Here is a 21,961-nt window from a genome sequence, read left to right as displayed (position 1 = left end):
GGCCCACCGTATTCCGGTGCGCCCGGCGGGCCCACTCAGCGGGCCACCCCGTCCGGTTTGTCATAGCCTGACGGAGAGTAAGGGAGCGCGGATGATCGAGTTGCACGACCTGACGAAACGCTACGGGAAGACCCTCGCCGTGGACCGGCTGAGCTTCCGGGTACCGCAGGGGGTGGTCACCGGCTTCCTCGGGCCCAACGGCGCGGGCAAGTCCACCACGATGCGGATGATCCTCGACCTGGACCGGCCCACGGCCGGCCGGGTCACCATCGACGGCAGGAGATACGGACAGCTCAGCGAGCCCCTGAAGTACATCGGAGCGCTGCTGGAGGCGAAGGCGGTCCACCCGGGCCGCACCGCCCGCGACCACCTGCTCTGGCTGGCCCAGAGCAACCGCATCCCGGCCGCCCGGGTCGACGAGGTGCTCTCCCTGGTCGGCCTCACCTCGGTGGCGCGCAAGCGCGCCCGGGGCTTCTCGCTCGGCATGGGCCAGCGCCTGGGCATCGCCTCGGCGCTGCTCGGCGACCCCGAGATCGTGATGTTCGACGAACCGGTCAACGGGCTCGACCCGGAGGGCATCCTCTGGATCCGCAACCTCATGAAGCGGCTCGCCGGCGAGGGCCGCACCGTCTTCGTCTCCTCGCACCTGATGAGCGAGATGGCCGTCACCGCCGACCACCTGGTCGTCATCGGCAAGGGGCGGCTGCTCGCCGACATGCCGATGGCCGAGTTCATCCGGCACAACTCCCGCTCCGCGGTCCGGCTGCGCACCCCGCAGCCCGAGCGGCTGCTGGACGTGCTGGCCGGGGCCGGGATCCGGCACGAGCCCGGCCTGGGCGGCTCGTACGAGGTCGTCGACGGCGACCTCGCCGAGCTCGGCGAGCTGGCCGCCACCCACGGGGTGGTGCTGCACGAGCTCAGCCCCCAACAGGCCTCCCTGGAGGAGGCGTTCATGCAGATGACGGCCGACTCGGTGGAGTACCACGCCGGGGCCGGCGAGGGCCGCGACGCGGCCGGCGCGGCCGGTGCCTGGGGCGCCAACTGGCAGGGCGGTGCGGCGCGGCAGCCGGCCGCCCGCGGCACGGAGGAGAACTGAGATGGCGTCCTTCCCGGCGATCCTGCGCTCCGAGTGGACCAAGATCCGCAGCGTCCGCTCGACGGTCTGGACGCTCGCCCTCGCCTTCGTCGTCACCGTCGGCCTGGGCGCGCTGCTGTCCCTGCTGACCAACAACAACTTCGCGGAGTTCCGGCGCGGCGAGGAGACCCCGTTCGACGCCACCGGGACGGCCTTCTCCGGCATCATGCTCGGCGAACTGGCCATCATCGTCTTCGGCGTACTGGCGATCGGCAACGAGTACAGCAGCGGGATGATCCGGGTCACCCTGGCCGCCGTCCCGCAGCGCGGCACGCTGCTGACCGGCAAGGCCGTGGTGCTCGGCGCCCTGGCCTTCGCCGTCGCCCTGGTCACCGCGTTCATCACGTTCTTCGTCGGCCAGGCGCTGCTGGGCGAGCACTCCACCAGCCTCACCGAGCCGCACGTGCTGCGCGCGGTGTTCGGCGCCGCGCTCTACCTGACGATGCTCTGCCTCTTCTCGGCCGGCGTCACCGCGATGCTGCACAACCAGACGCTGGCCCTGGGCGTGCTGGTGCCGTTCTTCTTCCTGCTCTCGCCGATCCTCTCGGCGGTGCCGAAGGTCAAGACGCTCGCCCACTACTTCCCGGACTACGCGGGCTCGCGGATGCTGCTGGTCTACGAGCAGCACGGCCAGCCGTACGGCCCGTGGGCCGGGTTCGCGATCTGCCTGACCTGGACGCTGGCCGCCCTGGTGGGCGGCGCGCTGGTGCTGAAGAAGCGCGACGCCTGACCGGCCCCCCGGACGCGGCGCCCTCAGTAGCGGGGGGCGCCGCGTCCGCGTTGCAGGTTGGAGGCCCGGCGCTCGCGGGCGCCCCAGCAGGCCCGGTGCCAGTGCCGGCGGTCGTCCACCCCGGCGCCGTGCATCGGCCAGGCCACCACGTGGCCGACGCCGGGCGGGATCTCCTGGTCGCAGCCCGGGCAGCGGTAGTGCCGTCCGGCCGTGCCGGCCACCGTCTGCACCACCCAGTCCTCGCCGAGGTAGTTCTCGGTGCGGCGCAGTGAGCCGCCCAGCGGGGCGGCCTGCTCCGCCGGGTCGCGATCGGCGGCGCTCTTGATCCGGTTGCGGCGGGGCGACACGTCGGTGCTACCTCTCTCGGGGGGCTCGGAACCGTTCCAGCCTACGGCCGCTGACTCCTCCCCAGGGCCACTATCACGGCATCACCCGACACTCCGGTGTTTCCGGTGATATCCACCCGTTCTTCTGTGAAATTCGTGGTTCCGCGTGCCATTGGCACATGACATCGGTTACTCACAAGGGGACAGGCGGGGACCGCAGACCCTGCGCGCACCCGAGGAGGCCACCCCATGACGAAGACCAGCGCCCGTGCCCAGACCCGTCGGCCCGTCGGGGCCCGACCGCCCGCCGGCCCCGCGCTGGCGCCCGGCGGCCCGGTGACCGCCGCCCCGGGCACCCCGGCGCCCGCGCCGCAGCGCGCCGCCGCCCTGCCCGCGGACACCGCGCCGGTACGCGTCGGCGTCTTCCTGCTCTCGGCACAGTTCCCCGGCCAGACCCACGGCGAGGCGCTGGACCGCACCGTCCGGGCCGCCGTGGAGGCCGAGCACGCGGGCCTGGACAGCGTCTGGCTGGCCGAACACCACTTCGTCCCGTACGGGGTCTGCCCGAACGCCGCCACGCTCGCCGCACTGCTGCTCGGCCGCACCCGCCGGATCGGCGTCGGCACGGCGGTCAGCGTGCTCTCCACCGCCCATCCGGTCGCACTCGGCGAGCAAGCCGCCCTGCTGCACCTCACCTCCGGCGGCCGGTTCACCCTCGGCGTGGGCCGCGGCGGCCCGTGGATCGACCTGGACGTCTTCGGCAGCGGTGTGGACGCCTTCGAACGGGGCTTCCCGGAGCGGCTCGACCTGCTGCTGCGGTGGCTGCGCGGCTCCCGGGTGGGCGCGGACGGCCCGCAGTTCGACTTCCCCGAGGTGGCCGTGGTGCCGCGGGCCGCCGAACCGCCGCGGCGGCCGGACCTCGGCACCTGGCTCGGCCTCGGCGACCAGTCCGGCCTGCTGCGGTTCCCCCGCCAGCGCAAGGACGCCGACGCGGACGACGCCGGCGGGGAACTCACCGCCACGGGGCGCCCGGTGGCCGGACCGCCGGTGGTGGTCGCCTGCACCTCCCCCGGCGGGGTCCGGCTGGCCGCCGAGCGCGGGCTGCCGATGCTGCTCGGCATGCACTCCGGCGACGAGGACAAGCTGCAGATGCTGGAGCTGTACCGGGAGTCCTGGCGGGCCGCCGGGCGCGGCGAGGAGCAGCTGCGCCGGGTCGAGCGCCAGCACGTCGCCGCCGGCGTGGCCCAGGTGGACGACCGCACGGCGACGGCCCGGGACACCCTGCTGCGGTCGATGCCGGGCTGGTTCGAGTACGGGCTCGGCGCCCACCGCACCGTGGACGGCCGGGAGCGCAAGATGCGCGACCCGCACCAGTACACCGAGCTCCTCTGCGACCTGCACGCGGTCGGCACCCCGAAGCAGTGCGCCGACCGGCTGCTGGCCACCGCCGAGCGGACCGGCATCCGCCGCTTCGCGCTGCTCGCCGAGGGCAGCGGCGACCGCGAGGCGACCCTGCACAACATCGCCCGGCTCGGCTCCGAGGTCCTGCCGCAGCTGGGCTGACTCCGGCGCCCCGCCCCCGTCGCGGGGAGCGGGGCGGCCCTCGGCGGTCCGGCCCGCTGCGCGGCGGGCCCGGCGGCCGGTCAGCAGTCCCGGAGCTCCTCGGACTGGTTCAGCAGCTGCTCCCGGACGGACGTGAAGCGCTCGAACCGCGCCCGGTTGGCGTTCGACGGCAGGAACACCGCCACCCGGTGACAGTTCTGGAAGGCCAGCTGGACGCCGAAGTGGCGCTGCAGGGCGCCCCGGATCGCGTCGCTGGCGAGGGCCCGGAGGAGCTGGCCGCGGGCCTGCTCGCTGGGCGGCGGTACATGGTTGTCGGCGAAGTCGGTGCCGTCGACCTTCGCCTGCGCGACCAGCGAGCTGATCAGCTCCCAGGCGTACGGCAGGGAGACGCGGACGCAGTCGACGAATTCCCGCTCGTCGACCTCGCCCTGCTCGGCCTTCTCCAGCAGGGCCGGTGAGACGTCGAGCGACATGGGTTCTCCTCTCACGGTCCACCCGCGCGGCGCCCGGGTGGTGATGCGTAAGTCCAGCTGAGGGTGGTGGGCGTCATCGCGCGTGGTGTCCGGAACGCCGTCGGGCGGCTGTTTCCGGCACCGTGCGAAGGCGGCCGCGCCCAGGACGTGTCCGGGGACGTGTCGGGAGCGCCGGCCGCTCAGAACAGCGTGGCAGTCGGCGGCGGACCAGGCCGGTGGTTCCTTCGGATTGCTCCGCAAATACGCCTCGGTGCACCAGATTGGCCGGATACCGTCGGATCGTTCATCTGAAGTCTCCATCCCCGTAGACAGCGCACCTGCGAGCATGCCGTCACACACCGTAGCCGTCCATGGGTGTGCGCGCCAGGGTGCCGACGCACGTTCGCCGGATCGCCGAGGCTCCCATGGTCGCGGGGTTCGCGGATTCTTCACCCGGTCGTCGCGGAATCGCATCAAGTGGCCCCGGTGAGCTAGCGTGGTCGACCGTGCGTCTCGTAATTGCCCGCTGCTCAGTCGACTATGCCGGTCGGCTCTCCGCCCACCTGCCCTCCGCCACCAGGCTCATCCTGGTCAAGGCCGACGGCAGCGTCAGCATCCACGCCGACGACCGCGCCTACAAGCCGCTCAACTGGATGTCCCCGCCGTGCGCCCTCAAGGAGGCCGACGGGGTCTGGACGGTGGAGAACAAGGCCGGCGAGAAGCTCATCATCACGCTGGAGGAGGTGTTGCACGACTCCTCCCACGAGCTCGGGGTGGACCCGGGCCTGATCAAGGACGGCGTCGAGGCGCACCTGCAGGAGCTGCTGGCGGACCGGATGGAGGTGCTGGGCGTCGGCTGGTCGCTGATCCGCCGCGAGTACCCCACCGCCATCGGCCCGGTCGACATCCTCTGCCGCGACTCGGACGGCACCACGGTCGCCGTGGAGATCAAGCGGCGCGGCGAGATCGACGGCGTCGAGCAGCTGACCCGCTACCTGGAGCTGCTCAACCGCGACCCGCTGCTCGCCCCGGTGAAGGGCGTCTTCGCCGCGCAGGAGATCAAGCCGCAGGCCCGCGTGCTGGCCACCGACCGCGGCATCGGCTGCGTGGTGCTGGACTACGACGGGCTGCGCGGCATCGACGACGACAAGCTGAAGCTGTTCTGACCGGGGCCTCCCCCTGATCCGTCACGGGGAGGTGGTCGGTGACGCCGACGGGCTCGCCGAGCCCGTCGGCGTCGGCGTACCCGGGGGGCTGCTGCTCGCCGACGGCGAGGTGGACGGCGTGGTCGGCGAGGAGCTCGGGCTCGGGGCCGGCCCGTGCGTCACGGACGGCGGGCCCGGCTGGACCGGGGTCTGCACGGGCGGCACGACCGGCGGTTGGGCCGGCTGACCCGGGGTGGACGGCTGCGGGGTCGCGGTCTCGCCCGCGGTCGGCGACTTGCTCGGCTTCTTCGACGCCGACGGCGAGTGCGACGGCCCGCTCGTGCTCGCCGAGGGCTCCGGCTCGGTCTCGTCCGCGGTCGGCGACTCGCCCGGGCTCTCCGGGGACGCCGCGCCCGCCGCCGGGCTGAGGCTCGGCCGCGGCGAGGGCCGCCCGGCGGGCACGCCGGTGCCGTCGTCCGAGCTGCTGTGCGGATCGTTCCCCCGGTGCTCCTCCGGGCCGGCCACGGTCAGCGCCACCGCGGTGCCGAGCACCCCGATCGCCAGCACCGCCGCCGAGGCGGCGATCGCCGTCCGCCGGGTGCGCCCGGCCGTGCCCGGGGTCGTCTTGAAGCGCCACGGCACCTGCGCGATCGCCCGGATGACGGGCCGCCGGGGCGGCGCCGGGGCGGCCGGCCCGCCGGACGGGAGCTGCCGCCCCTCGGCGCGCAGCAGGTCGAGCATCCGGCGGGCGGCCGCGGCCCCGCGCGGCTCGCCCACGGCGGCCCGCAGCGTCAGTGCGGTCTCCAGCTCTGCCGTCGCCCGCCCGGGCTCCTGGACGCAAACCGCGAACACGCCCAGCTCGTGGTGGAACCAGGCCTCGTCAGCCTTGGAACCGGTCGCGCGGGCCGCCTCCAGGCCCAGATCCAGCACCCGCTCCCAGGCGCCCCAGCGCAGCGCCAGCGCCAGCGCGGGGGCCGCCGCGCGGGCCAGCCGGACGACGGAGGCGTGCCGGCCGGCGGTCCGGTCGGCCAGCAGGACGCCGATCACCACCTCCGCCTCGGCCGCGATCTGCTCCAGCGAGACCGAGCTGTGCCCGACCCACCAGGCGAAGTGCTGGGCCGCACCGTCGGTGCAGCCGCGGGCCGGCCACTGCGGGGCGAGCAGTTCGAGCGCGCCGGCGGTCAGCCGGTGGTGGCCGCCGATGGACACCGCCAGCCCGGCGTCGGCGAGTTCGTGCAGCGCGCTCTCGCCCTGGCCGACGTCGATCAGCGCGGGCAGGTGCGGGGCGGTCGGGCACTCGCCGCCGAGCGCCACCGCGAGGCGCAGCACGGCCTGGGCCGGCTCGCTCAGCCCCTCTGCGAGCCGGACCGCCGGCGAGGCGGTCTCGGCCACCGACGGCAGCGGGACCCTGCCGCGCAGCTCGCCCTCGCGGACCGCCGGATCGGGGTCGTGGACGGGCGCCCGGACCGCACCGAAGACGTCCAGCCGGTCCTCCTCCGCCGCCACCAGCGCGTCGACCGCGACGTCCCGCTGCCGCAGCAGTGCGGCGGCCTGGACGAAGCGCAGCGGAAGCCCCTCGGACTCGAACCAGAGGTCGACCGCCCAGGCCTTCTCGGCCGCGTCCAGGGGCCGCCCGGCCAGCCGGGCGGCGAGCGCGAGACACGCGGCCCGGGAGAGGCCGGCGACGGGGTGGTCCTGGAGCCGGGAGTCGGCCGGCAGCAGCGGGCTGTCGGGCGCGGCGGAGATCAGGAAGGCGCAGTCGGGAGCGGCCGCGAGCAGCTGCTCCAGTTCGGCGCCGGTGGGCTCGACCTCGTCGATCACCACGACGGCGCCGACCCGGGCGAGGTGCGCGGCGAGCTGCCCGGGGTCGGGGCGGAAGCCGGGGGCGTGGTGGGTGGCGGCGAAGAGGTCCTGGAGCAGGTCGGCGGCGGTGCGGTGGTGCCCGCAGAGCTGGACGACGCCGCCCGGCGCGAGGTCGCCGGCCGCCTCGGCCACGGCGGAGAGCAGGGCGCTGCGGCCCGAGCCGGCCTGGCCGACCAGGCGTATCGAGCGGCCCTCGGCGAGCAGGCCGAGCAGCTGGGCGACGTCCGCCTCGCGGTCGAGCAGCGGCAGGTCGGCGGGGCCGGCGCCGAGGGCGAGCGGGCCGACCGCGCGGCCGGGGCCGCCGACCGGGCCGCGGGCGGGCTCGCTGCGCCCGATCCGGCGCGGCTGCGGGCGCCACTCCTCGGGGCAGGGGCGGACCTCGGAGCCGTCCGGGGTGCCGACCGTCACGAGCAGGCCGCCGGAGACCAGCTCACCGCCCCGGGTGCGCACGGCCTCCTGCCGGAACTCACCGGTTGGCTGTCCCACGATCTGCTCCGCCCCTTTGTCCTGCCGACGACTGCGTACGGCCGCGTCCGGGCCGGGCACCCCGCCCGGCGGCGGGCCGGGGAGCCGCTCCCGGGCCCGGCGGCCGTGTTATCTGACGGCAGACTCTTGCACATCCGCCCGCGCGCGTGCAGGGCGGTCCCGCCCCGAAGGCGGTCCGGGGCCGACGGAGGGCCTTTCGGCAGCGTACGGAGGGTCCGCGGCGGAGCGGAGAAGGTCTAGAGGGCCGGTCCCAGTGCAGGCAGGGTCGCACCGCGGGCCTCGGCGACCACGCCCTCGACGGCGAGGATGCGGTGCAGCCGGGTGGCGACCAGCAGCCGCTGGAGCTGGGCCGGGACGGAGCGCAGCACCAGCCGCCGGCCGATCCGGCCGGCCCGCCGGTGGGTGCCCATGATCACGCCGAGACCGGTGGCGTCCCAGAACTCCAGCCGGGCGAGGTCCAGGACGAGGTCCCCCAGCCCGCCGTCGACGGCCTGGTGCAGCCGGACCCGCGCGTCGGCGGCGGTGCGCACGTCGAGGCGGCCTTCGATGGCCAGCGCCGCGTGGTCGCCCGTGATGCGCATGGTCTCCTCCTCCGCCTGGCGGGTCACTGGTACAGGTCGGCCCGCCCCGGCCGTGCCGGGTCCGGGGTCGGGCGGTGTCCGTCCGGGCGGGCCTGAAGCCCCGCGCCCGGGCCCGGCCGCAGCGTCGTCGGCTGGGCCGGGTTCCCCCTCATCTGACGGGGAACCAGGTCCGCAGGTTGCTGGTTCCGGCCAGATCTGAAGCAACTTCACTCGTCCGAGGGAATATACGCAGGTACTCTCCACACCTACGCTCGATTACCGCCCAAATCACCCGTCTGCGGCACCCGGCGTGAGGAAACTCACCCGCCCTCGGGGGGCGGGCCGTACGGTCCTGCGACCGCGCGACCCGCCGCGTCACGCGTCCGGGCGGGTCACTTGGCCGGGTGCGGGTAGAAGCCCCGGCCGCTCTTGCGGCCCAGGTCACCGGCGGTGACCATGCGCGCCATGATCTCCGGCGCGGCGAACTTCTCGTCCTGGGTCTCGGCGTAGATGTTCCGGGCGGCGTGCAGCAGGATGTCGACGCCGGTCAGGTCGGCGGTCTCCAGCGGGCCCATCGCGTGGCCGAAACCGAGCCGGCAGGCGGTGTCGATGTCCTCGGCGGTCGCCACGCCCGACTCGTAGAGCTTGGCGGCCTCGACGACCAGCGCGGTGATCAGGCGGGTGGTGACGAAGCCGGCGACGTCGCGGTTGACCACCACGACCTCCTTGCCGACGCCCTCGGCGAAGGCGCGGACGGTGGCCAGCGTCTCGTCGCTGGTCTTGTAGCCGCGGACCAGCTCGACCAGCTTCATCATCGGCACCGGGGAGAAGAAGTGCACGCCGACGACCGACTCGGGGCGCTGGGTGGCGGCGGCGATCCGGGTGATCGGGATGGCCGAGGTGTTGGAGGCCAGCACCGCGCCGTCCTTGGCCAGCTTGTCGAGCTCCCGGAAGACGCCCTCCTTGACCTCCAGCTGCTCGAAGACCGCCTCGACCACGATGTCGGCCTCGGCGACCGCGCCCAGGTCGGTGGTGGTGGTGATCCGGCCCAGCGCCGCCTCGGCGTCCTCGGCCGACAGCCTGCCCTTGGCGACGAACTTCTCGTACGAGGCGCGGATGCCCGCGAGGCCGCGCTGCAGCGCCTCCTCGGTCACGTCCCGCAGCACCACCGGGTGGCCGGCCTGGGCGGAGACCTGGGCGATGCCGGCTCCCATGAGGCCGGCGCCGATCACGGCGATCTGCTGGCTGGACGCATTGCTCATGGCTGGGTCTCCCGATGCCGTCGCCGCCCTGCGGGCGGGCCCTGAAGGCGGCTCAGCGCAGGGGTCACCCACCGCGAGCCGCATCGCTCACCGCGCGACTTTAGTGCCGATCGGCGCGCCGTGGTGGCAACCGGGAGTGTGATCTGTGACCGACCCGGTCGGACGAGCAGGTCGGTCGATCAGATGGTCAGACCGATGTCCTGCGCCAGGATCGCCGCCTGCACCCGGCTGCGCAGCTGCAGCTTGGCCAGGATCCGGCTGACGTGCGTCTTGGTGGTCGCCTCCGCCATCGCCAGCCGCCCGGCGATCTCGCCGTTGGAGAGCCCGGCGCCGATGCAGGCCAGCACCTCCCGCTCGCGCGGTGTGAGGCCGGACACGGCATCCCGCACCGCCGGTCCGACCGTGCGCTCCGGGCGGGCGAAGGTGCCGATCAGCCGCCTGGTCACGGACGGGGCCAGCATGCCGTCCCCGCGCGCCACCGTCCGGATGCCCTCCACCAGGGTGTCCGCCTCCAGGTCCTTGAGCAGGAACCCGGCCGCTCCGGCCCGCAGTGCGCCGTAGACGTACTCGTCCAGGTCGAAGGTGGTCAGCACCAGCACCTGGGCCGCCCCGGCGGAGACCACCTGGCGGGTCGCCGAGACCCCGTCCAGGCGGGGCATCTGCACGTCCATCAGGACCACGTCGGGCTTGAGCTCCAGCGCGAGCCGCACCGCCTCCTCGCCGTCCGCGGCCTGCCCGACCACCTCCAGGTCCGGCTCGGCCCGCAGGATCATCACCAGCGCGGTCCGCACCGCCGCCTGGTCCTCCGCCACCAGCACCCGGATCGTCATGCCCGCCCCTCCTTGGTCTCGGTCACCAGGGCGCGCGGCAGCACCGCGCGCACCTCCCAGCAGTCGCCCTCCGGGCCGGCCGCGAAACTGCCGCCGAGCAGCCCGGCCCGCTCCCGCATCCCCACCATGCCCGCCCGGGCCCCGGGCAGCTCCTGGCCCGCGCCCCTGCGGTACGGGCTGTCGACGGCGATCCGCAGCTCCTCCGGCCGGTAGTCGAGCCGCACCAGGACCCGGCCCGGCCCGGCGTGCTTGAGCGCGTTGGTCAGCGACTCCTGCACGATCCGGTACGCCGCCAGCCCGACCGGCACGGCCAGCTCACCCCGCTCGCCACTCTCCGTGAGCTCGAAGTCCAGCCCGACGTCCTGGCCGGCCGCCTGGGCCTTGGCCAGCAGCGCGTCGACGGCCCGGAGGTCGGGCGCGGCGTAGGACTCGTCGGCCTCGCCCCCGCCGCTGTCCCGCAGCAGCCCGATCATGCGGCGCATTTCGGCCAAACCCTGGACGCTGTTCTCCCGGATCACCCCCAGCGCCTCCACCAGCGGGTCGTCCTCGGGCCGTTGGCGGCGCCGGGCCACCGACTGCGCGCCGGTGGCGTGGATCGCGATCGCCGACAGGTGGTTGGCCACCACGTCGTGCAACTCGCGGGCCATCCGGGCCCGTTCGGCGCTCACCGCCTCGCGCCGGTCCATCTCGGAGAGCAGCGCGGTCTGTTCGGCGCGCAGCCGTTGGGTGTCCGCCTCCTCGCGGTGCTTGCGCACCAGGTCGCCGGTCCAGACCGGCGCCAGGTAGATCAGCGTGGCCAGCACCACGACGGCCACCGCGTTGGAGGCGTCGCTGTAGACCAGCACCAGCGTGGAGAGCACCAGTACCGAGGCCGCACCGGTGAGGTGCAGGATCCGCGACATCTTCGGGGTGCCGTACAGCACCGCGGCGTACAGCAGGTCGGTGTACATCAGGCTGGTCGCCAGCAGGGCGCCGGTGAAGATGCTCACCGCGAAGGCGAACCCGCCGACCGTCACGGTGAGCACCGGACGGGTGCGCCGGACCAGCTCCAGCGCCGCCATCACCAGCAGCGCCGGGACGGTCGCCCAGCGCGGGATCGCCGAGGAGTGGTCGTACACCTTCAGAGCGATCAGCAGCAGCCCCCCGAGCAACCCGAAGAGCGCGATCGCCCGGTCCTCCTGCCGCGGGGTGAGTGTCGGTCTGCGCACGGCCCCATCAGATCATCCCCGGACCGGCCCCCGGCTCGGGTGCGCGGAGGAGCCGCGGTACATCGAAAGATGCAGGCCCGGTTCGGCTCCGGCGACGACGCCGGGCGCGCCCGCGCCCGGGAGGCTGGAGGCATCGTGGAAACGGGGTGCACATCATGATCGTCACACTGATCGTCGCGGCCGAGGTCGCCTTCTGGGTGCTGCTCGGCCTCGGTCTGGCCACCCGCTACCTGCTGCGCCTGCGGGCCCTGAGCACCGTGCTGCTGGTCGGCCTGCCGGTGGTGGACCTGACGCTGTTCGCCCTCACCGTCGTCGACCTGCGCGGCGGCTCCGCCGTGAGCTGGACGCACGCCCTGGCCGCGAGCTACGCGGGCTTCTCGATCGGCTACGGGCCGTCCATCGTCCGCTGGGCCGACGGGCAGTTCCAGCACCGCTTCGCCGGCGGGCCCAAGCCCCCGCGCTCCCCCAAGTACGGCCCGGAGCGGACCCGCCACGAGTGGCGGATCGCCGGCCGGACGGCGGTCTCGGCCGGCGTCACGCTCTCCCTGATCACCCTGCTGGTGCCGCTCTCCGCCGGCGCCGCCCAATTCTCCGACTTCACCGGCTGGTACGTGAGGCTCGGCATGGCGGCCGTGATCAACGCGATCGTGGCCGGCTGCTACTCGCTCTGGCCCAAGGAGGCACCGGCCGGCGCGATCGTCGAGAACGGCCACCTGGTCGGCTGGAAGGTCCCGCAGGGCCGGTGAGCGGGCCGCGGCCCGCTCACCGGCCGCGGCGGCGGCTCAGCGGTTCTCCCCCGGCACCCAGAGCACGTCGCCCTGCTCCTTGTTGGCCGTCCGGGCGAGGATGAACAGCAGGTCGGAGAGCCGGTTGAGGTACTTGGCGGTGAGCGGGTTCACGGTGTCCCCGTGCTCCTCGATCGCGGCCCAGGTGGCCCGCTCGGCCCGGCGCACCACCGTGCAGGCCAGGTGCAGGTAGGCCGCGCCGGCGGTGCCGCCGGGGAGGATGAAGCTGCGCAGCTTCTCCAGCGGCTCCAGGAAGTGGTCGCAGTCCGCCTCCAGCCGGTCGATGTAGGTCTGCAGGACCCGCAGCGGCGGGTACTTCGGGTCCTCCACGACCGGGGTGGCCAGGTCGGCGCCGACGTCGAAGAGGTCGTTCTGCACCCGGGTGAGCACCGCGGCGACGTCCTCGCCGAGCCCGCCGGCGGCGATGGCGACCCCGATCGCGGCGTTCGCCTCGTTGGTGTCGGCGTACGCGACCAGGCGCGGGTCGGTCTTGGTGGTCCGGCTCATGTCGCCGAGCGCGGTGGTGCCGTCGTCGCCGGTACGGGTGTAGATGCGCGTCAGATTGACCATGCGGCCAGCGTAGCCGGGCCGGTTAAGCGCCGTTAACCCCCACCCCGAGGGTGTCGTCGCTACGCGACGTTCACCCGCCCCCAGCCTCCGGCCGGGGGTACCCCCACCCCGAGGGTGTCGTCGCTACGCGACGTTCACCCGCCCCCAGCCTCCGGCCGGGGGTACCCCCACCCCGAGGGTGTCGTCGCTACGCGACGTTCACCCGCCCCCAGCCTCCGGCCGGGGGTACCCCCACCCCGAGGGTGCCGTCGCTACGCGACGTTCACCCTCTGCCCGGGTGGGGCGGCTTCCAGCCAGGCCAGGAAGCCGGTGAGCGCGTCCTCGCTCATCGCCAGCTCCAGCGGCGCGCCGTTGTGCAGGCAGCGCAGCACCACCGAGCCGGAGAGCAGGGCCAGCTCCTCCTGACCCTCCGGGTAGCGCCGGCCGAGCACCTCGATCTCCCGGCGCGGCAGCACCTTGCGCGGGCGCGGGGCGTACGAGAAGACCCGGAACCACTCGATCGAGTCCCCGCTGTAGCGGCCGATACCAAAAACCCACCCCTTGCCGTCGGTCTGGGGGACCGGGGCTGAGGTGGGCTTGCCGTTCTCGTCGAGGTCGGGCTGCGTGGAGGCGTCGGCGGGCATTTTGAGCCGGTAGCTGCAGTCGAAGGTACCGCCCGCCCGCTGGATCACACGGCGGCGTACCGCGAACGCGACCAGGCCGATCACACCCAGCGCCACGACCGCCGCACACACCACAAGGGCGAGGACCATGCTCACCTACCTCCTCGCTACCCGCGTTCCCCGTACCGGTCGTATCAGGCGACCGCGTTGACCTACCAACTGAGACGACAGTCCCGGGGTCACGCTCACGCGTCCCCGGGACCGTCGGTCGACCCCGCTAAGCCAGGGTCCGGCGCACTCAGGCGTGGGCCTTGAGACCGCGCGCCGCGAACAGCCGCACCTCGGCGCGGCGCTCGGCGTGCTCGTCCAGGCCCGACTTGGCCTTGTCCAGCGCGCGCTCGGCACGGGCGACATCGATCTCGTCCGCCAGCTCGGCGATCTCCGCGAGCAGAGACAGCTTGTTGTCGGCGAAGGAGATGAAGCCGCCGTGCACCGCGGCGATCACGGTGCCGCCGTCCGTGGTGCGGATGGTGACCGGGCCGGTCTCCAGCACGCTCAGCACCGGGGTGTGACCCGGCATGATGCCGGTGTCACCGGAGGCCGTACGGGCGACGACGATGGTGGCCGCACCGGACCACACCTTGCGGTCGGCTGCGACCAGCTCGACGTGCAGCTCAGCCAACGTGGGCTCCTAGGCTCATGCAACACCCGATTACTCGGGAGTTTCGGTAAGAATAACGGGCCCGCGCCCCCGGCATGAAACCGGCGGCACGGATTTGACCGGAATCACAGCCGATGCGACGCGAGGGGTGGCACCCAGGGCCTGGGGCCACCCCTCACGGTCACTCAGCTGCTACCGGCCGCGACTACTTCTTCGCGAGCTCGGCGGCGTTCTTCTCGAGGTCCTCGATGCCACCGCACATGAAGAAGGCCTGCTCCGGCACGGCGTCGTACTTGCCGTCCGCGATCGCGTTGAAGGCCTCGATGGTCTCCGACAGCGGAACGGTCGAGCCGTCGACACCGGTGAACTGCTTCGCCACGTAGGTGTTCTGCGAGAGGAAGCGCTCGATGCGGCGGGCACGGTGAACCGTGACCTTGTCCTCCTCGGACAGCTCGTCGATACCGAGGATCGCGATGATGTCCTGGAGGTCCTTGTACTTCTGCAGGATCCCCTTGATACGGACGGCCGTGTCGTAGTGGTTCTGCGCGATGTACCGCGGGTCGAGGATGCGGGACGTGGAGTCCAGCGGGTCGACGGCCGGGTAGATGCCCTTCTCCGAGATCGGACGCGAGAGAACGGTGGTCGCGTCCAGGTGGGCGAAGGTGGTGGCCGGCGCCGGGTCGGTCAGGTCGTCCGCGGGGACGTAGATCGCCTGCATCGAGGTGATCGAGTGACCGCGGGTCGAGGTGATGCGCTCCTGCAGGAGGCCCATCTCGTCGGCCAGGTTCGGCTGGTAACCCACCGCGGAGGGCATACGGCCGAGCAGGGTCGACACCTCGGAACCGGCCTGGGTGAACCGGAAGATGTTGTCGATGAAGAGGAGCACGTCCTGCTTCTCGACGTCACGGAAGTACTCCGCCATGGTCAGCGCGGACAGGGCCACGCGCAGACGGGTGCCCGGCGGCTCGTCCATCTGGCCGAAGACCAGCGCGGTCTTGTCCAGAACGCCCGAGTCGACCATCTCGTGGATCAGGTCGTTGCCCTCACGGGTGCGCTCGCCGACACCGGCGAACACCGACACACCACCGAAGTTCTCGGCGACGCGGTAGATCATCTCCTGGATCAGAACGGTCTTGCCGACACCGGCACCACCGAACAGACCGATCTTGCCACCCTGGACGTACGGGGTGAGCAGGTCGATGACCTTGATGCCGGTCTCGAACATCTCGGTCTTCGACTCGAGCTCGGAGAAGTTCGGGGCCTTGCGGTGGATCGGCCACCGGACCTCGACCTGCGACTCGAACTCCGCCTTGTCGACGTTCAGCACCTCACCGAGGGCGTTGAACACCTTGCCCTTGGTGATCTGGCCGACCGGCACCGAGATGGCGGCACCGGTGTCGGTGACCTGCGAACCGCGGACCAGGCCGTCGGTCGGCTGCATCGAGATGCCGCGGACCAGGCCGTCGCCGAGGTGCTGGGCGACCTCGAGGGTCAGGGTCTTCTTGCCCGTGCCGTCGGGGTTGTCCACCTCGACGTGCAGGGCGTTGAACATGTCCGGGATCGCGTCGACGGGGAACTCCACGTCGACGACCGGGCCGATGACCCGCGCGACGCGGCCCGTCGCCGTGGTCGGCTCAACAGTGGTGGTCATACTCATTCGCTCCCGCGGCTCGCGTCAGCGAGCGCGTTGGCGCCACCGACGATCTCGCTGATTTCCTGGGTGATCTCGGCCTGACGGGCCGAGTTGGCAAGCCGCGTGAGCGACTTGATGAGCTCGCCGGCGTTGTCCGTCGCGCTCTTCATCGCGCGGCGGCGGGCGGCGTGCTCGGAAGCGGCCGACTGCAGCAGCGCGTTGTAGATCCGGCTCTCGACGTACCGCGGCAGCAGGGCGTCGAGGACGCCCTCGGCCGACGGCTCGAAGTCGTACAGCGGGAAGATCTCGTGCTTGGCCTTCGACTCGTCGCTGAGCTCGACCTCGTCGAGCTTCAGCGGCAGCAGCCGGGCATCCACCGCGGTCTGCGTCAGCATCGACTCGAACTTCGTCGAGACCAGGTGCAGCTCGTCCACGCCACCGGTCTCGGCCGTGAAGGCCTCGATCAGGTCGACCGCCACGACCTTCGCGTCACCGTAGGTCGGCTTGTCGGAGAAGCCGGTCCACGACTTCTCGACCGCCAGGTCACGGAAGGTGTAGTACGAGACGCCCTTGCGACCGACGATGTACGTCACCACGTCCTTGCCCTCTTCGCGGAGCTTCGCGCTGAGCGCGACAGCCTGCTTGATGGCGTTGGTCGAGTAGCCGCCCGCCAGCCCGCGGTCCGCCGTGATCAGCAGGACCGCGGCGCGCGTGGCGTTCGGGTTCTCGGTGGTGAGCGGGTGCTTGGCGTTGGACCGGGTGGCCACCGCCGTCACCGCCCGGGTGAGCTCATCGGCGTACGGAGTGGAGGCGGCCACCGCGCGCTGCGCCTTGACGATGCGCGACGCGGAGATCATCTCCATCGCCTTGGTGATCTTCTTCGTCGCGGTGACAGAGCGGATCCGGCGCTTGTAGACCCGAAGCTGTGCTCCCATGGGTCGTTACGTCCTTTCCCTCGCTACCGGACTCAGGCCTGCTCGGAGAGCAGCTTGCCGTCAGCGGTCTGGTAACCCTGCTTGAAGGCCTCGATCGCGGTGGTGAGCGCGTCGATGGTGCCGTCCTCCAGCTTGCCGGTCTCGACGATGCCGGCCAGCAGGTCCTTGTGCTGCAGGCGCAGGTTCTCAAGGAACTCGCGCTCGAAGCGGCGGATCTCCGCGACCGGGACCTCGTCCAGCTTGCCGGTGGTGCCGGCCCAGATGGAGACGACCTGCTCCTCGACCGGGAACGGCTGGTACTGGCCCTGCTTCAGCAGCTCGACCATGCGCGCACCGCGCTCCAGCTGCGCCTTGGAGGCCGCGTCCAGGTCGGAGCCGAAGGCGGCGAACGCCTCCAGCTCGCGGTACTGCGCCAGGTCCAGGCGAAGGCGGCCGGCGACCGACTTCATGGCCTTGATCTGGGCGGAGCCACCGACGCGGGAGACCGAGATACCGACGTTCACGGCCGGGCGGATGCCGGCGTTGAACAGGTCGGACTCCAGGAAGCACTGGCCGTCGGTGATGGAGATGACGTTGGTCGGGATGTACGCCGAGACGTCGTTGGCCTTGGTCTCGATGATCGGCAGACCGGTCATCGAGCCGGCACCCAGCTCGTCGGAGAGCTTGGCGCAGCGCTCCAGCAGGCGGGAGTGCAGGTAGAAGACGTCACCCGGGTAGGCCTCGCGGCCCGGCGGACGGCGCAGCAGCAGGGAGACGGAGCGGTAGGCCTCGGCCTGCTTCGACAGGTCGTCGAAGATGATCAGGACGTGCTTGCCGTCGTACATCCACTCCTGGCCGATGGCCGAGCCGGTGTACGGGGCGAGGTACTTGAAGCCGGCCGGGTCGGAGGCGGGAGCAGCCACGATCGTGGTGTACTCCAGCGCGCCGGCCTCCTCCAGGGCGCCGCGGACGGACGCGATGGTGGAGCCCTTCTGGCCGACGGCGACGTAGATGCAGCGAACCTGCTTCTTCGGGTCGCCCGAGCGCCAGTTGTCGCGCTGGTTGATGATCGTGTCGATCGCCACCGCGGTCTTGCCGGTCTGGCGGTCGCCGATGATCAGCTGACGCTGGCCGCGGCCGATCGGGGTCATCGCGTCGATGGCCTTGATACCGGTCTGCATCGGCTCGTGGACCGACTTGCGGACCATGACGCCGGGGGCCTGCAGCTCCAGGGCGCGGCGGCCGGTGGAGGCGATCTCGCCCAGACCGTCGATCGGGTTGCCCAGCGGGTCCACGACGCGGCCGAGGTAGCCGTCGCCGACCGGCACGGAGAGGACCTCGCCGGTGCGGCGCACCGTCTGGCCCTCCTCGATGCCGCTGAACTCGCCGAGGACGACGACACCGATCTCGCGGGTGTCGAGGTTCAGCGCGAGGCCGAGCGTGCCGTCCTCGAACTTCAGCAGCTCGTTGGCCATGACCGAGGGCAGACCCTCGACCTTGGCAATACCGTCCATGGCCTCGGTGACCGTGCCGACCTCTTCAACAGAGGCGGCGTCCGGCTGGTACGACTGGACAAAGTCGGCCAGCGCGTCCCGGATCTCCTCCGGACGGATCGTAAGCTCCGCCATCAGGCTTCCCTGCTCTCCTAGTTTGCGATCCTCGGCCCGCCATTGAGGGCCGCAAGTATTCGACTCTCGGCCGGGTCTCTCGAACCGGCCGTACGATTTGCCGGCTCCGGTGGAGCCGGGTCCCGACCGAGGGTCGGATGTGCTTCGGTGCTCAGCCTTCGAGCGACTGGCGAGCGCCTTCGAGGCGGCTCGACACGGTGCCGTCGATGATCTCGTCGCCGATCTGGACCCGGACACCGCCGACGACCGTGGGGTCGACGTCGATGTTCAGGTGGACCTGGCGGCCCTGCATCCGGCCCAGAGCGCCCGACAGGCGCTCCTTCTGGACGTCCGACAGCGGCACCGCGGTGGTGACCAGGGCCACCACACGACCGCGCCGAGCGGCGGCGAGCTTCGAGTAGGACTCGAGGCCCTGCTCAAGGCTACGGCCACGCGGGTGGTTGACCAGGGCGATCACCAGCCGCACGGTGCCCGCGTTGGCGCGGCCGCCGAGCAGCTTCTTGATCAGCTCCGCCTTGGCGGCGGCACCGGCCTTCGGCTCGGTCAGCGCGTTGCGCAGCTCGTGCGAGCCGCTCACCACCCGGCCGAACCGGAACAGCTCGTCCTCGACGTCGTCCAGGACACCGGCCTTGTCGGCGGCGATGACCTCGGCGTACGCGGCCAGCTCCTCGGTGGCGTCGACCAGGTCACGCCCACCCGACCAGCGGGAGCGGACCAGGCCGGAGACCAGGTCGACCGTCTCGCCGGAGACCTGGCCGGCCAGCAGCGAGGAGACCAGCTGGGCCTTGTCCTGACCCGACCGGGACGGGTCGGTCAGGACGCGGCGCAGCGACACCTCGCGGTCCAGCAGGACCGTGACGGCGGTGAGCTCCTCGGCGAGCTTGGCCGCGTCCACCGAAGTGGAGTCGGTCAGACCCTCCAGGTTCTGCCGCCCGGCGGCGAGGGCCTCGCGGCTAGCGCCGATCACTTGGCCGCACCCTGAGCAACGGCGGCCTTGGCCTCCAGCTCGTCCAGGAAGCGGTCGATGACGCCGCTCTGCCGCGCGTGGTCCTCAAGGGACTCGCCCACGATGCGGGAGGCCAGCTGCGAGGCCAGCGAACCCACGTCCTGGCGCAGGGCGGCAGTCGCCTGCTTCTTGTCGGCCTCGATCTGGGCGTGGCCGGCGGCGACGATGGCCTCGCGCTGGCGCTGGCCCTCCTCGCGCATCTCGCCGAGCTGGGCCGCGCCCTGCTCGCGAGCCTGCTCGACGATGCGGGCAGCCTCGTGACGCGCCTCGGCGAGCTCGGCACGGTACTGCTCAAGCAGGGCCTGGGCCTCAGCCTGAGCGGCCTCGGCCCGCTCCATCCCGCCCTCGATGGCGTCCCGGCGCTCCGACAGCACCTTCTCGATGCTGGGGAGGAGCTTCTTGCCGAGCAGGCCGAAGACGATGAAGAAGCAGAGCAGGCCGATGATGATCTCGGGCCACGCGGGGAGGAGAGGGTTCATCTTCTCCTCTTCCTGCGCAAGCTGAGCCACGATGCCCATGCTCATATCTGGACCTTCCTCGAAAGGGTCTGCGGCGGGATTACTTGTTGCCGAAGACGAACGGCATGACGATGCCGATGAGGGCCAGCGCCTCGGTCAGCGCGAAGCCGATGAACATGTTGGAACGGATGAGACCGGCAGCCTCGGGCTGACGGGCCATGGCCTGGACACCGTTACCGAAGATGAGACCGACGCCGATGCCGGGGCCGATCGCAGCGAGGCCGTAGCCGATGGAAGCGACGGAACCGTAGACAGTGCCCTCAGCGAGGAAGCTCATTGCAGTTGTCCTTTGCAGGGTGGTGAACCGGTGGTGATTGGCCACCGGGCGATCCGGGAGGTTGGTTCAGGGAGGGCCGAGGCCCCCTGGCTCAGTGCGCCTCTTCGAGGGCACCGGCGATGTAGCTGCTGGCCAGCATCACGAAGATGTAGGCCTGCAGGAACTGGACCAGCAGCTCGAAGGCGGTCAGGGCGACGGCGACGATGAACGAGGCCGAGCCGTAGAGCGCACCCAGGGTCGGGCTGAGCAGGTACCAGGAGGCGATGGAGAACATCACGATCAGCAGGTGGCCGGCGAACATGTTCGCGAAGGCTCGGACCGCGAGCGTGAAGGGGCGCACGAAGATGTTCGAGAAGAACTCGATCGGCACCAGGATGAACATGACCCAGCCGGGGATGCCCGAGGGCCAGCAGAGGTTCTTGAAGCCGCCGACGAAGCCGTGCTTCTTGAAGGTCAGCGTCATGTAGGTGACCCAGACGACGGCCGCGAGGCCGGCCGGGAACGCGATCGCCGCGGTGACCGGGAACTGGGCGAACGGGATGATCGACATGATGTTCATCAGCCAGATGAAGAAGAACATCGAGACGAGCATCGGGACGTACTTCTCGCCCTTCTTGCCGATCGTCTCCAGCACGATGGACCGCTTGACGAAGTCGTAGCCGATCTCGGCGACCAGCTGCAGCTTGCCCGGTACGAGGCGCGGCTTGGCGAAGGCGGACCAGAAGAAGACGACGACCAGCAGCGCGACGATCATCGACAGCAGCATCGGCTTGTTGAACTCGACGCTGCCGATCGTGAAGATCGGCTTGAACTGGAACTCGTTCAGACCCGGGGCCGGGAAGCCGCAGCCTGCGTCCCCGAAGTGGCAACTGCCTGAGGCGAGCTTCGTGAGTTCAGCACTCACCACGGACTCCTTCGTCGTGACGCATGGTTACGGCAACCTCGGTGTGTCGGCGTGGCCTGCGACCACGGAGCGGCACTGGTACTTGATGGGTTTCTCGCGGACCCTGCACGGCAGTGCGTCGCACCGCCGCGGGATCATCGAAGACTGCGCGGGTCCGGGGGGCGATCCGTCCATCGATCGGACAGACCAGGCCTCTTCCCGTACTCCGTTGTTGCGACGGACGATAGCAGCCCGTCAGTGCGGCATAAACACCGCCCCCCTCGTTGGGGGGACAGCCCGGCCTCGTCACTGTTGACGCCCCGAGTCTGAAGGCTTGTCGGCCTTGTTTTCGGAGGCGTCGGGGTCGACGTAGAAGGTCTTGGCCTTGAGTGCGCCGCGCACCTGGAAGCCCGTCCAGATCAGGGCGCAGCCCAGCAGCGTGAAGGCGAACGCCTGCCGGTTGAAGAGGTCGGTGTCCTTGAAGACCGCGAGGACGATGCCGACCAGCAAGATCTGAGTGGTGTAGACCAGGAGCGCCGCGGCCATCATGATGTGCGGGTTCGACCTGGTCAGCCGGTCGAGTGCGACCTGGCCCGAGCTGAAGAACGCCATCACCAGCAGCGTTCCGAAGAGGGCGCCGAGCAGTCCCTTGCCACCCGCGACGGCGAACGAGATCACCATGGCGATGACGCCGGCGACCGCAGTGGGGATCGCGGCGCCTCGGAGGATCCGGGCGTCGTTGGACGGCATGTCGGCAACTCCGGCGGCATGTCGATGTGGCAGGGGGACGGGCACAGAACGTGGTGGGTGACACCGGACCGAGGGGGCGCCGCAGGCCGGCCGCTCAACGGCGAGCCCGTCGAGGGAGACCGGCCAGGGACGGAAGTCATCCACCTGTGAGGTCTTTCGGCGTGTTCTCGGTAC

At 71.6% G+C, this 21,961-nt stretch carries 23 protein-coding genes; 5 read left to right on the top strand and 18 right to left on the bottom strand.

Annotated elements, in window-relative coordinates; translation table 11 throughout:
• Positions 1–91: 91 nt before the first annotated feature.
• Both RMN57_RS25020 and RMN57_RS25015 read left to right on the top strand, forming a co-directional pair.
• Positions 92–1,096 carry an ABC transporter ATP-binding protein gene (locus RMN57_RS25020; protein WP_313765564.1) on the top strand — a complete coding sequence of 335 codons (1,005 nt, stop codon included), beginning with the start codon at positions 92–94 and terminating at the stop codon, positions 1,094–1,096.
• A gap of 1 nt (position 1,097) precedes the next feature.
• The gene (locus tag RMN57_RS25015) at positions 1,098–1,865 is read left to right on the top strand and encodes an ABC transporter permease subunit (protein ID WP_313765563.1); all 768 of its coding nucleotides are present in this window, start codon (positions 1,098–1,100) and stop codon (positions 1,863–1,865) included.
• Between the two features lie 23 nt (positions 1,866–1,888).
• Here the strand turns inward: RMN57_RS25015 and RMN57_RS25010 are convergent, their stop codons facing one another.
• Positions 1,889–2,212 carry an ATP/GTP-binding protein gene (locus tag RMN57_RS25010; protein WP_380235463.1) on the bottom strand — a complete coding sequence of 108 codons (324 nt, stop codon included), beginning with the start codon at positions 2,210–2,212 and terminating at the stop codon, positions 1,889–1,891.
• A gap of 228 nt (positions 2,213–2,440) precedes the next feature.
• Here RMN57_RS25010 and RMN57_RS25005 point away from each other — a divergent pair, with 228 nt between their 5' ends.
• Complete coding sequence (locus RMN57_RS25005) at positions 2,441–3,754, top strand: LLM class flavin-dependent oxidoreductase (RefSeq protein ID WP_313765562.1); 1,314 nt, start codon at positions 2,441–2,443, stop codon at positions 3,752–3,754.
• A gap of 80 nt (positions 3,755–3,834) precedes the next feature.
• Here RMN57_RS25005 and RMN57_RS25000 read toward each other — a convergent pair whose 3' ends face one another.
• Positions 3,835–4,227, bottom strand: a complete 393-nt coding sequence (locus RMN57_RS25000) for an SCO5389 family protein (RefSeq protein WP_313765561.1) — start codon at positions 4,225–4,227, stop codon at positions 3,835–3,837.
• Positions 4,228–4,712: 485 nt separating this feature from the next.
• Here RMN57_RS25000 and nucS point away from each other — a divergent pair, with 485 nt between their 5' ends.
• Positions 4,713–5,372, top strand: a complete 660-nt coding sequence (gene nucS, locus RMN57_RS24995; RefSeq protein WP_238865223.1) for an endonuclease NucS — start codon at positions 4,713–4,715, stop codon at positions 5,370–5,372.
• 21 nt (positions 5,373–5,393) lie between these two features.
• On the opposite strand, the gene RMN57_RS24990 is transcribed toward nucS, so the two are convergent.
• The 5 genes from RMN57_RS24990 to RMN57_RS24970 form a co-directional block, all read right to left on the bottom strand.
• Complete coding sequence (locus tag RMN57_RS24990) at positions 5,394–7,700, bottom strand: ATP-binding protein (protein WP_313765560.1); 2,307 nt, start codon at positions 7,698–7,700, stop codon at positions 5,394–5,396.
• Positions 7,701–7,936: 236 nt separating this feature from the next.
• Positions 7,937–8,281, bottom strand: coding sequence for an STAS domain-containing protein (locus RMN57_RS24985; RefSeq protein ID WP_313765559.1), 345 nt, complete (start codon positions 8,279–8,281; stop codon positions 7,937–7,939).
• Between the two features lie 371 nt (positions 8,282–8,652).
• A complete protein-coding gene (locus RMN57_RS24980; RefSeq protein WP_313765558.1) occupies positions 8,653–9,522 on the bottom strand; it encodes a 3-hydroxyacyl-CoA dehydrogenase family protein in 870 nt (289 codons plus the stop codon).
• A 179-nt stretch (positions 9,523–9,701) separates the two neighbouring features.
• Positions 9,702–10,352: a response regulator transcription factor gene (locus RMN57_RS24975; protein ID WP_313765557.1), complete on the bottom strand. Its 651-nt coding sequence runs from the start codon at positions 10,350–10,352 to the stop codon at positions 9,702–9,704.
• Complete coding sequence (locus RMN57_RS24970; RefSeq protein ID WP_313765556.1) at positions 10,349–11,560, bottom strand: histidine kinase; 1,212 nt, start codon at positions 11,558–11,560, stop codon at positions 10,349–10,351. The genes RMN57_RS24975 and RMN57_RS24970 overlap by 4 nt, the downstream gene beginning before the upstream one ends.
• Before the next feature lie 155 nt (positions 11,561–11,715).
• Between RMN57_RS24970 and RMN57_RS24965 the strand changes: the two genes are divergently transcribed.
• Positions 11,716–12,306 (top strand): hypothetical protein, encoded by a 591-nt coding sequence (locus RMN57_RS24965; protein WP_313765555.1) that lies wholly within the window; start codon positions 11,716–11,718, stop codon positions 12,304–12,306.
• 36 nt (positions 12,307–12,342) lie between these two features.
• On the opposite strand, the gene RMN57_RS24960 is transcribed toward RMN57_RS24965, so the two are convergent.
• The 11 genes from RMN57_RS24960 to RMN57_RS24910 all read right to left on the bottom strand — a co-directional run bounded on the left by RMN57_RS24960 (position 12,343) and on the right by RMN57_RS24910 (position 21,787).
• Positions 12,343–12,915 carry a cob(I)yrinic acid a,c-diamide adenosyltransferase gene (locus RMN57_RS24960; protein ID WP_313765554.1) on the bottom strand — a complete coding sequence of 191 codons (573 nt, stop codon included), beginning with the start codon at positions 12,913–12,915 and terminating at the stop codon, positions 12,343–12,345.
• A 251-nt stretch (positions 12,916–13,166) separates the two neighbouring features.
• Positions 13,167–13,667: a DUF2550 domain-containing protein gene (locus RMN57_RS24955; RefSeq protein WP_238865240.1), complete on the bottom strand. Its 501-nt coding sequence runs from the start codon at positions 13,665–13,667 to the stop codon at positions 13,167–13,169.
• Positions 13,668–13,815: 148 nt separating this feature from the next.
• Positions 13,816–14,199, bottom strand: coding sequence for a F0F1 ATP synthase subunit epsilon (locus RMN57_RS24950; protein WP_313765553.1), 384 nt, complete (start codon positions 14,197–14,199; stop codon positions 13,816–13,818).
• Positions 14,200–14,383: 184 nt separating this feature from the next.
• On the bottom strand, positions 14,384–15,829 hold the full coding sequence (atpD, locus tag RMN57_RS24945; RefSeq protein WP_313765552.1) for a F0F1 ATP synthase subunit beta: 1,446 nt from the start codon (positions 15,827–15,829) through the stop codon (positions 14,384–14,386).
• 2 nt (positions 15,830–15,831) lie between these two features.
• Positions 15,832–16,746, bottom strand: coding sequence for a F0F1 ATP synthase subunit gamma (locus tag RMN57_RS24940; protein WP_313765551.1), 915 nt, complete (start codon positions 16,744–16,746; stop codon positions 15,832–15,834).
• 32 nt (positions 16,747–16,778) lie between these two features.
• Positions 16,779–18,353: a F0F1 ATP synthase subunit alpha gene (gene atpA, locus RMN57_RS24935; protein ID WP_313765550.1), complete on the bottom strand. Its 1,575-nt coding sequence runs from the start codon at positions 18,351–18,353 to the stop codon at positions 16,779–16,781.
• Positions 18,354–18,504: 151 nt separating this feature from the next.
• Positions 18,505–19,320, bottom strand: coding sequence for a F0F1 ATP synthase subunit delta (locus tag RMN57_RS24930; protein WP_313765549.1), 816 nt, complete (start codon positions 19,318–19,320; stop codon positions 18,505–18,507).
• Positions 19,317–19,877 carry a F0F1 ATP synthase subunit B gene (locus RMN57_RS24925; protein ID WP_313767953.1) on the bottom strand — a complete coding sequence of 187 codons (561 nt, stop codon included), beginning with the start codon at positions 19,875–19,877 and terminating at the stop codon, positions 19,317–19,319. The genes RMN57_RS24930 and RMN57_RS24925 overlap by 4 nt, the downstream gene beginning before the upstream one ends.
• A 40-nt stretch (positions 19,878–19,917) precedes the next feature.
• Complete coding sequence (gene atpE / locus RMN57_RS24920) at positions 19,918–20,154, bottom strand: ATP synthase F0 subunit C (RefSeq protein ID WP_148642913.1); 237 nt, start codon at positions 20,152–20,154, stop codon at positions 19,918–19,920.
• Between the two features lie 91 nt (positions 20,155–20,245).
• Entirely contained in the window at positions 20,246–21,058 is an 813-nt protein-coding gene (atpB, locus tag RMN57_RS24915; RefSeq protein WP_238865253.1) for a F0F1 ATP synthase subunit A, read from the bottom strand.
• 285 nt (positions 21,059–21,343) lie between these two features.
• Entirely contained in the window at positions 21,344–21,787 is a 444-nt protein-coding gene (locus tag RMN57_RS24910) for a hypothetical protein (protein ID WP_313765548.1), read from the bottom strand.
• Positions 21,788–21,961: the final 174 nt, after the last annotated feature.

This window comes from Kitasatospora sp. CM 4170 (assembly GCF_032110285.1).
GTDB lineage: Bacteria > Actinomycetota > Actinomycetes > Streptomycetales > Streptomycetaceae > Kitasatospora > Kitasatospora aburaviensis.
Note: the sequence above shows the minus strand (reverse complement) of the source record. Positions and strands in the feature narration are given on the sequence as shown.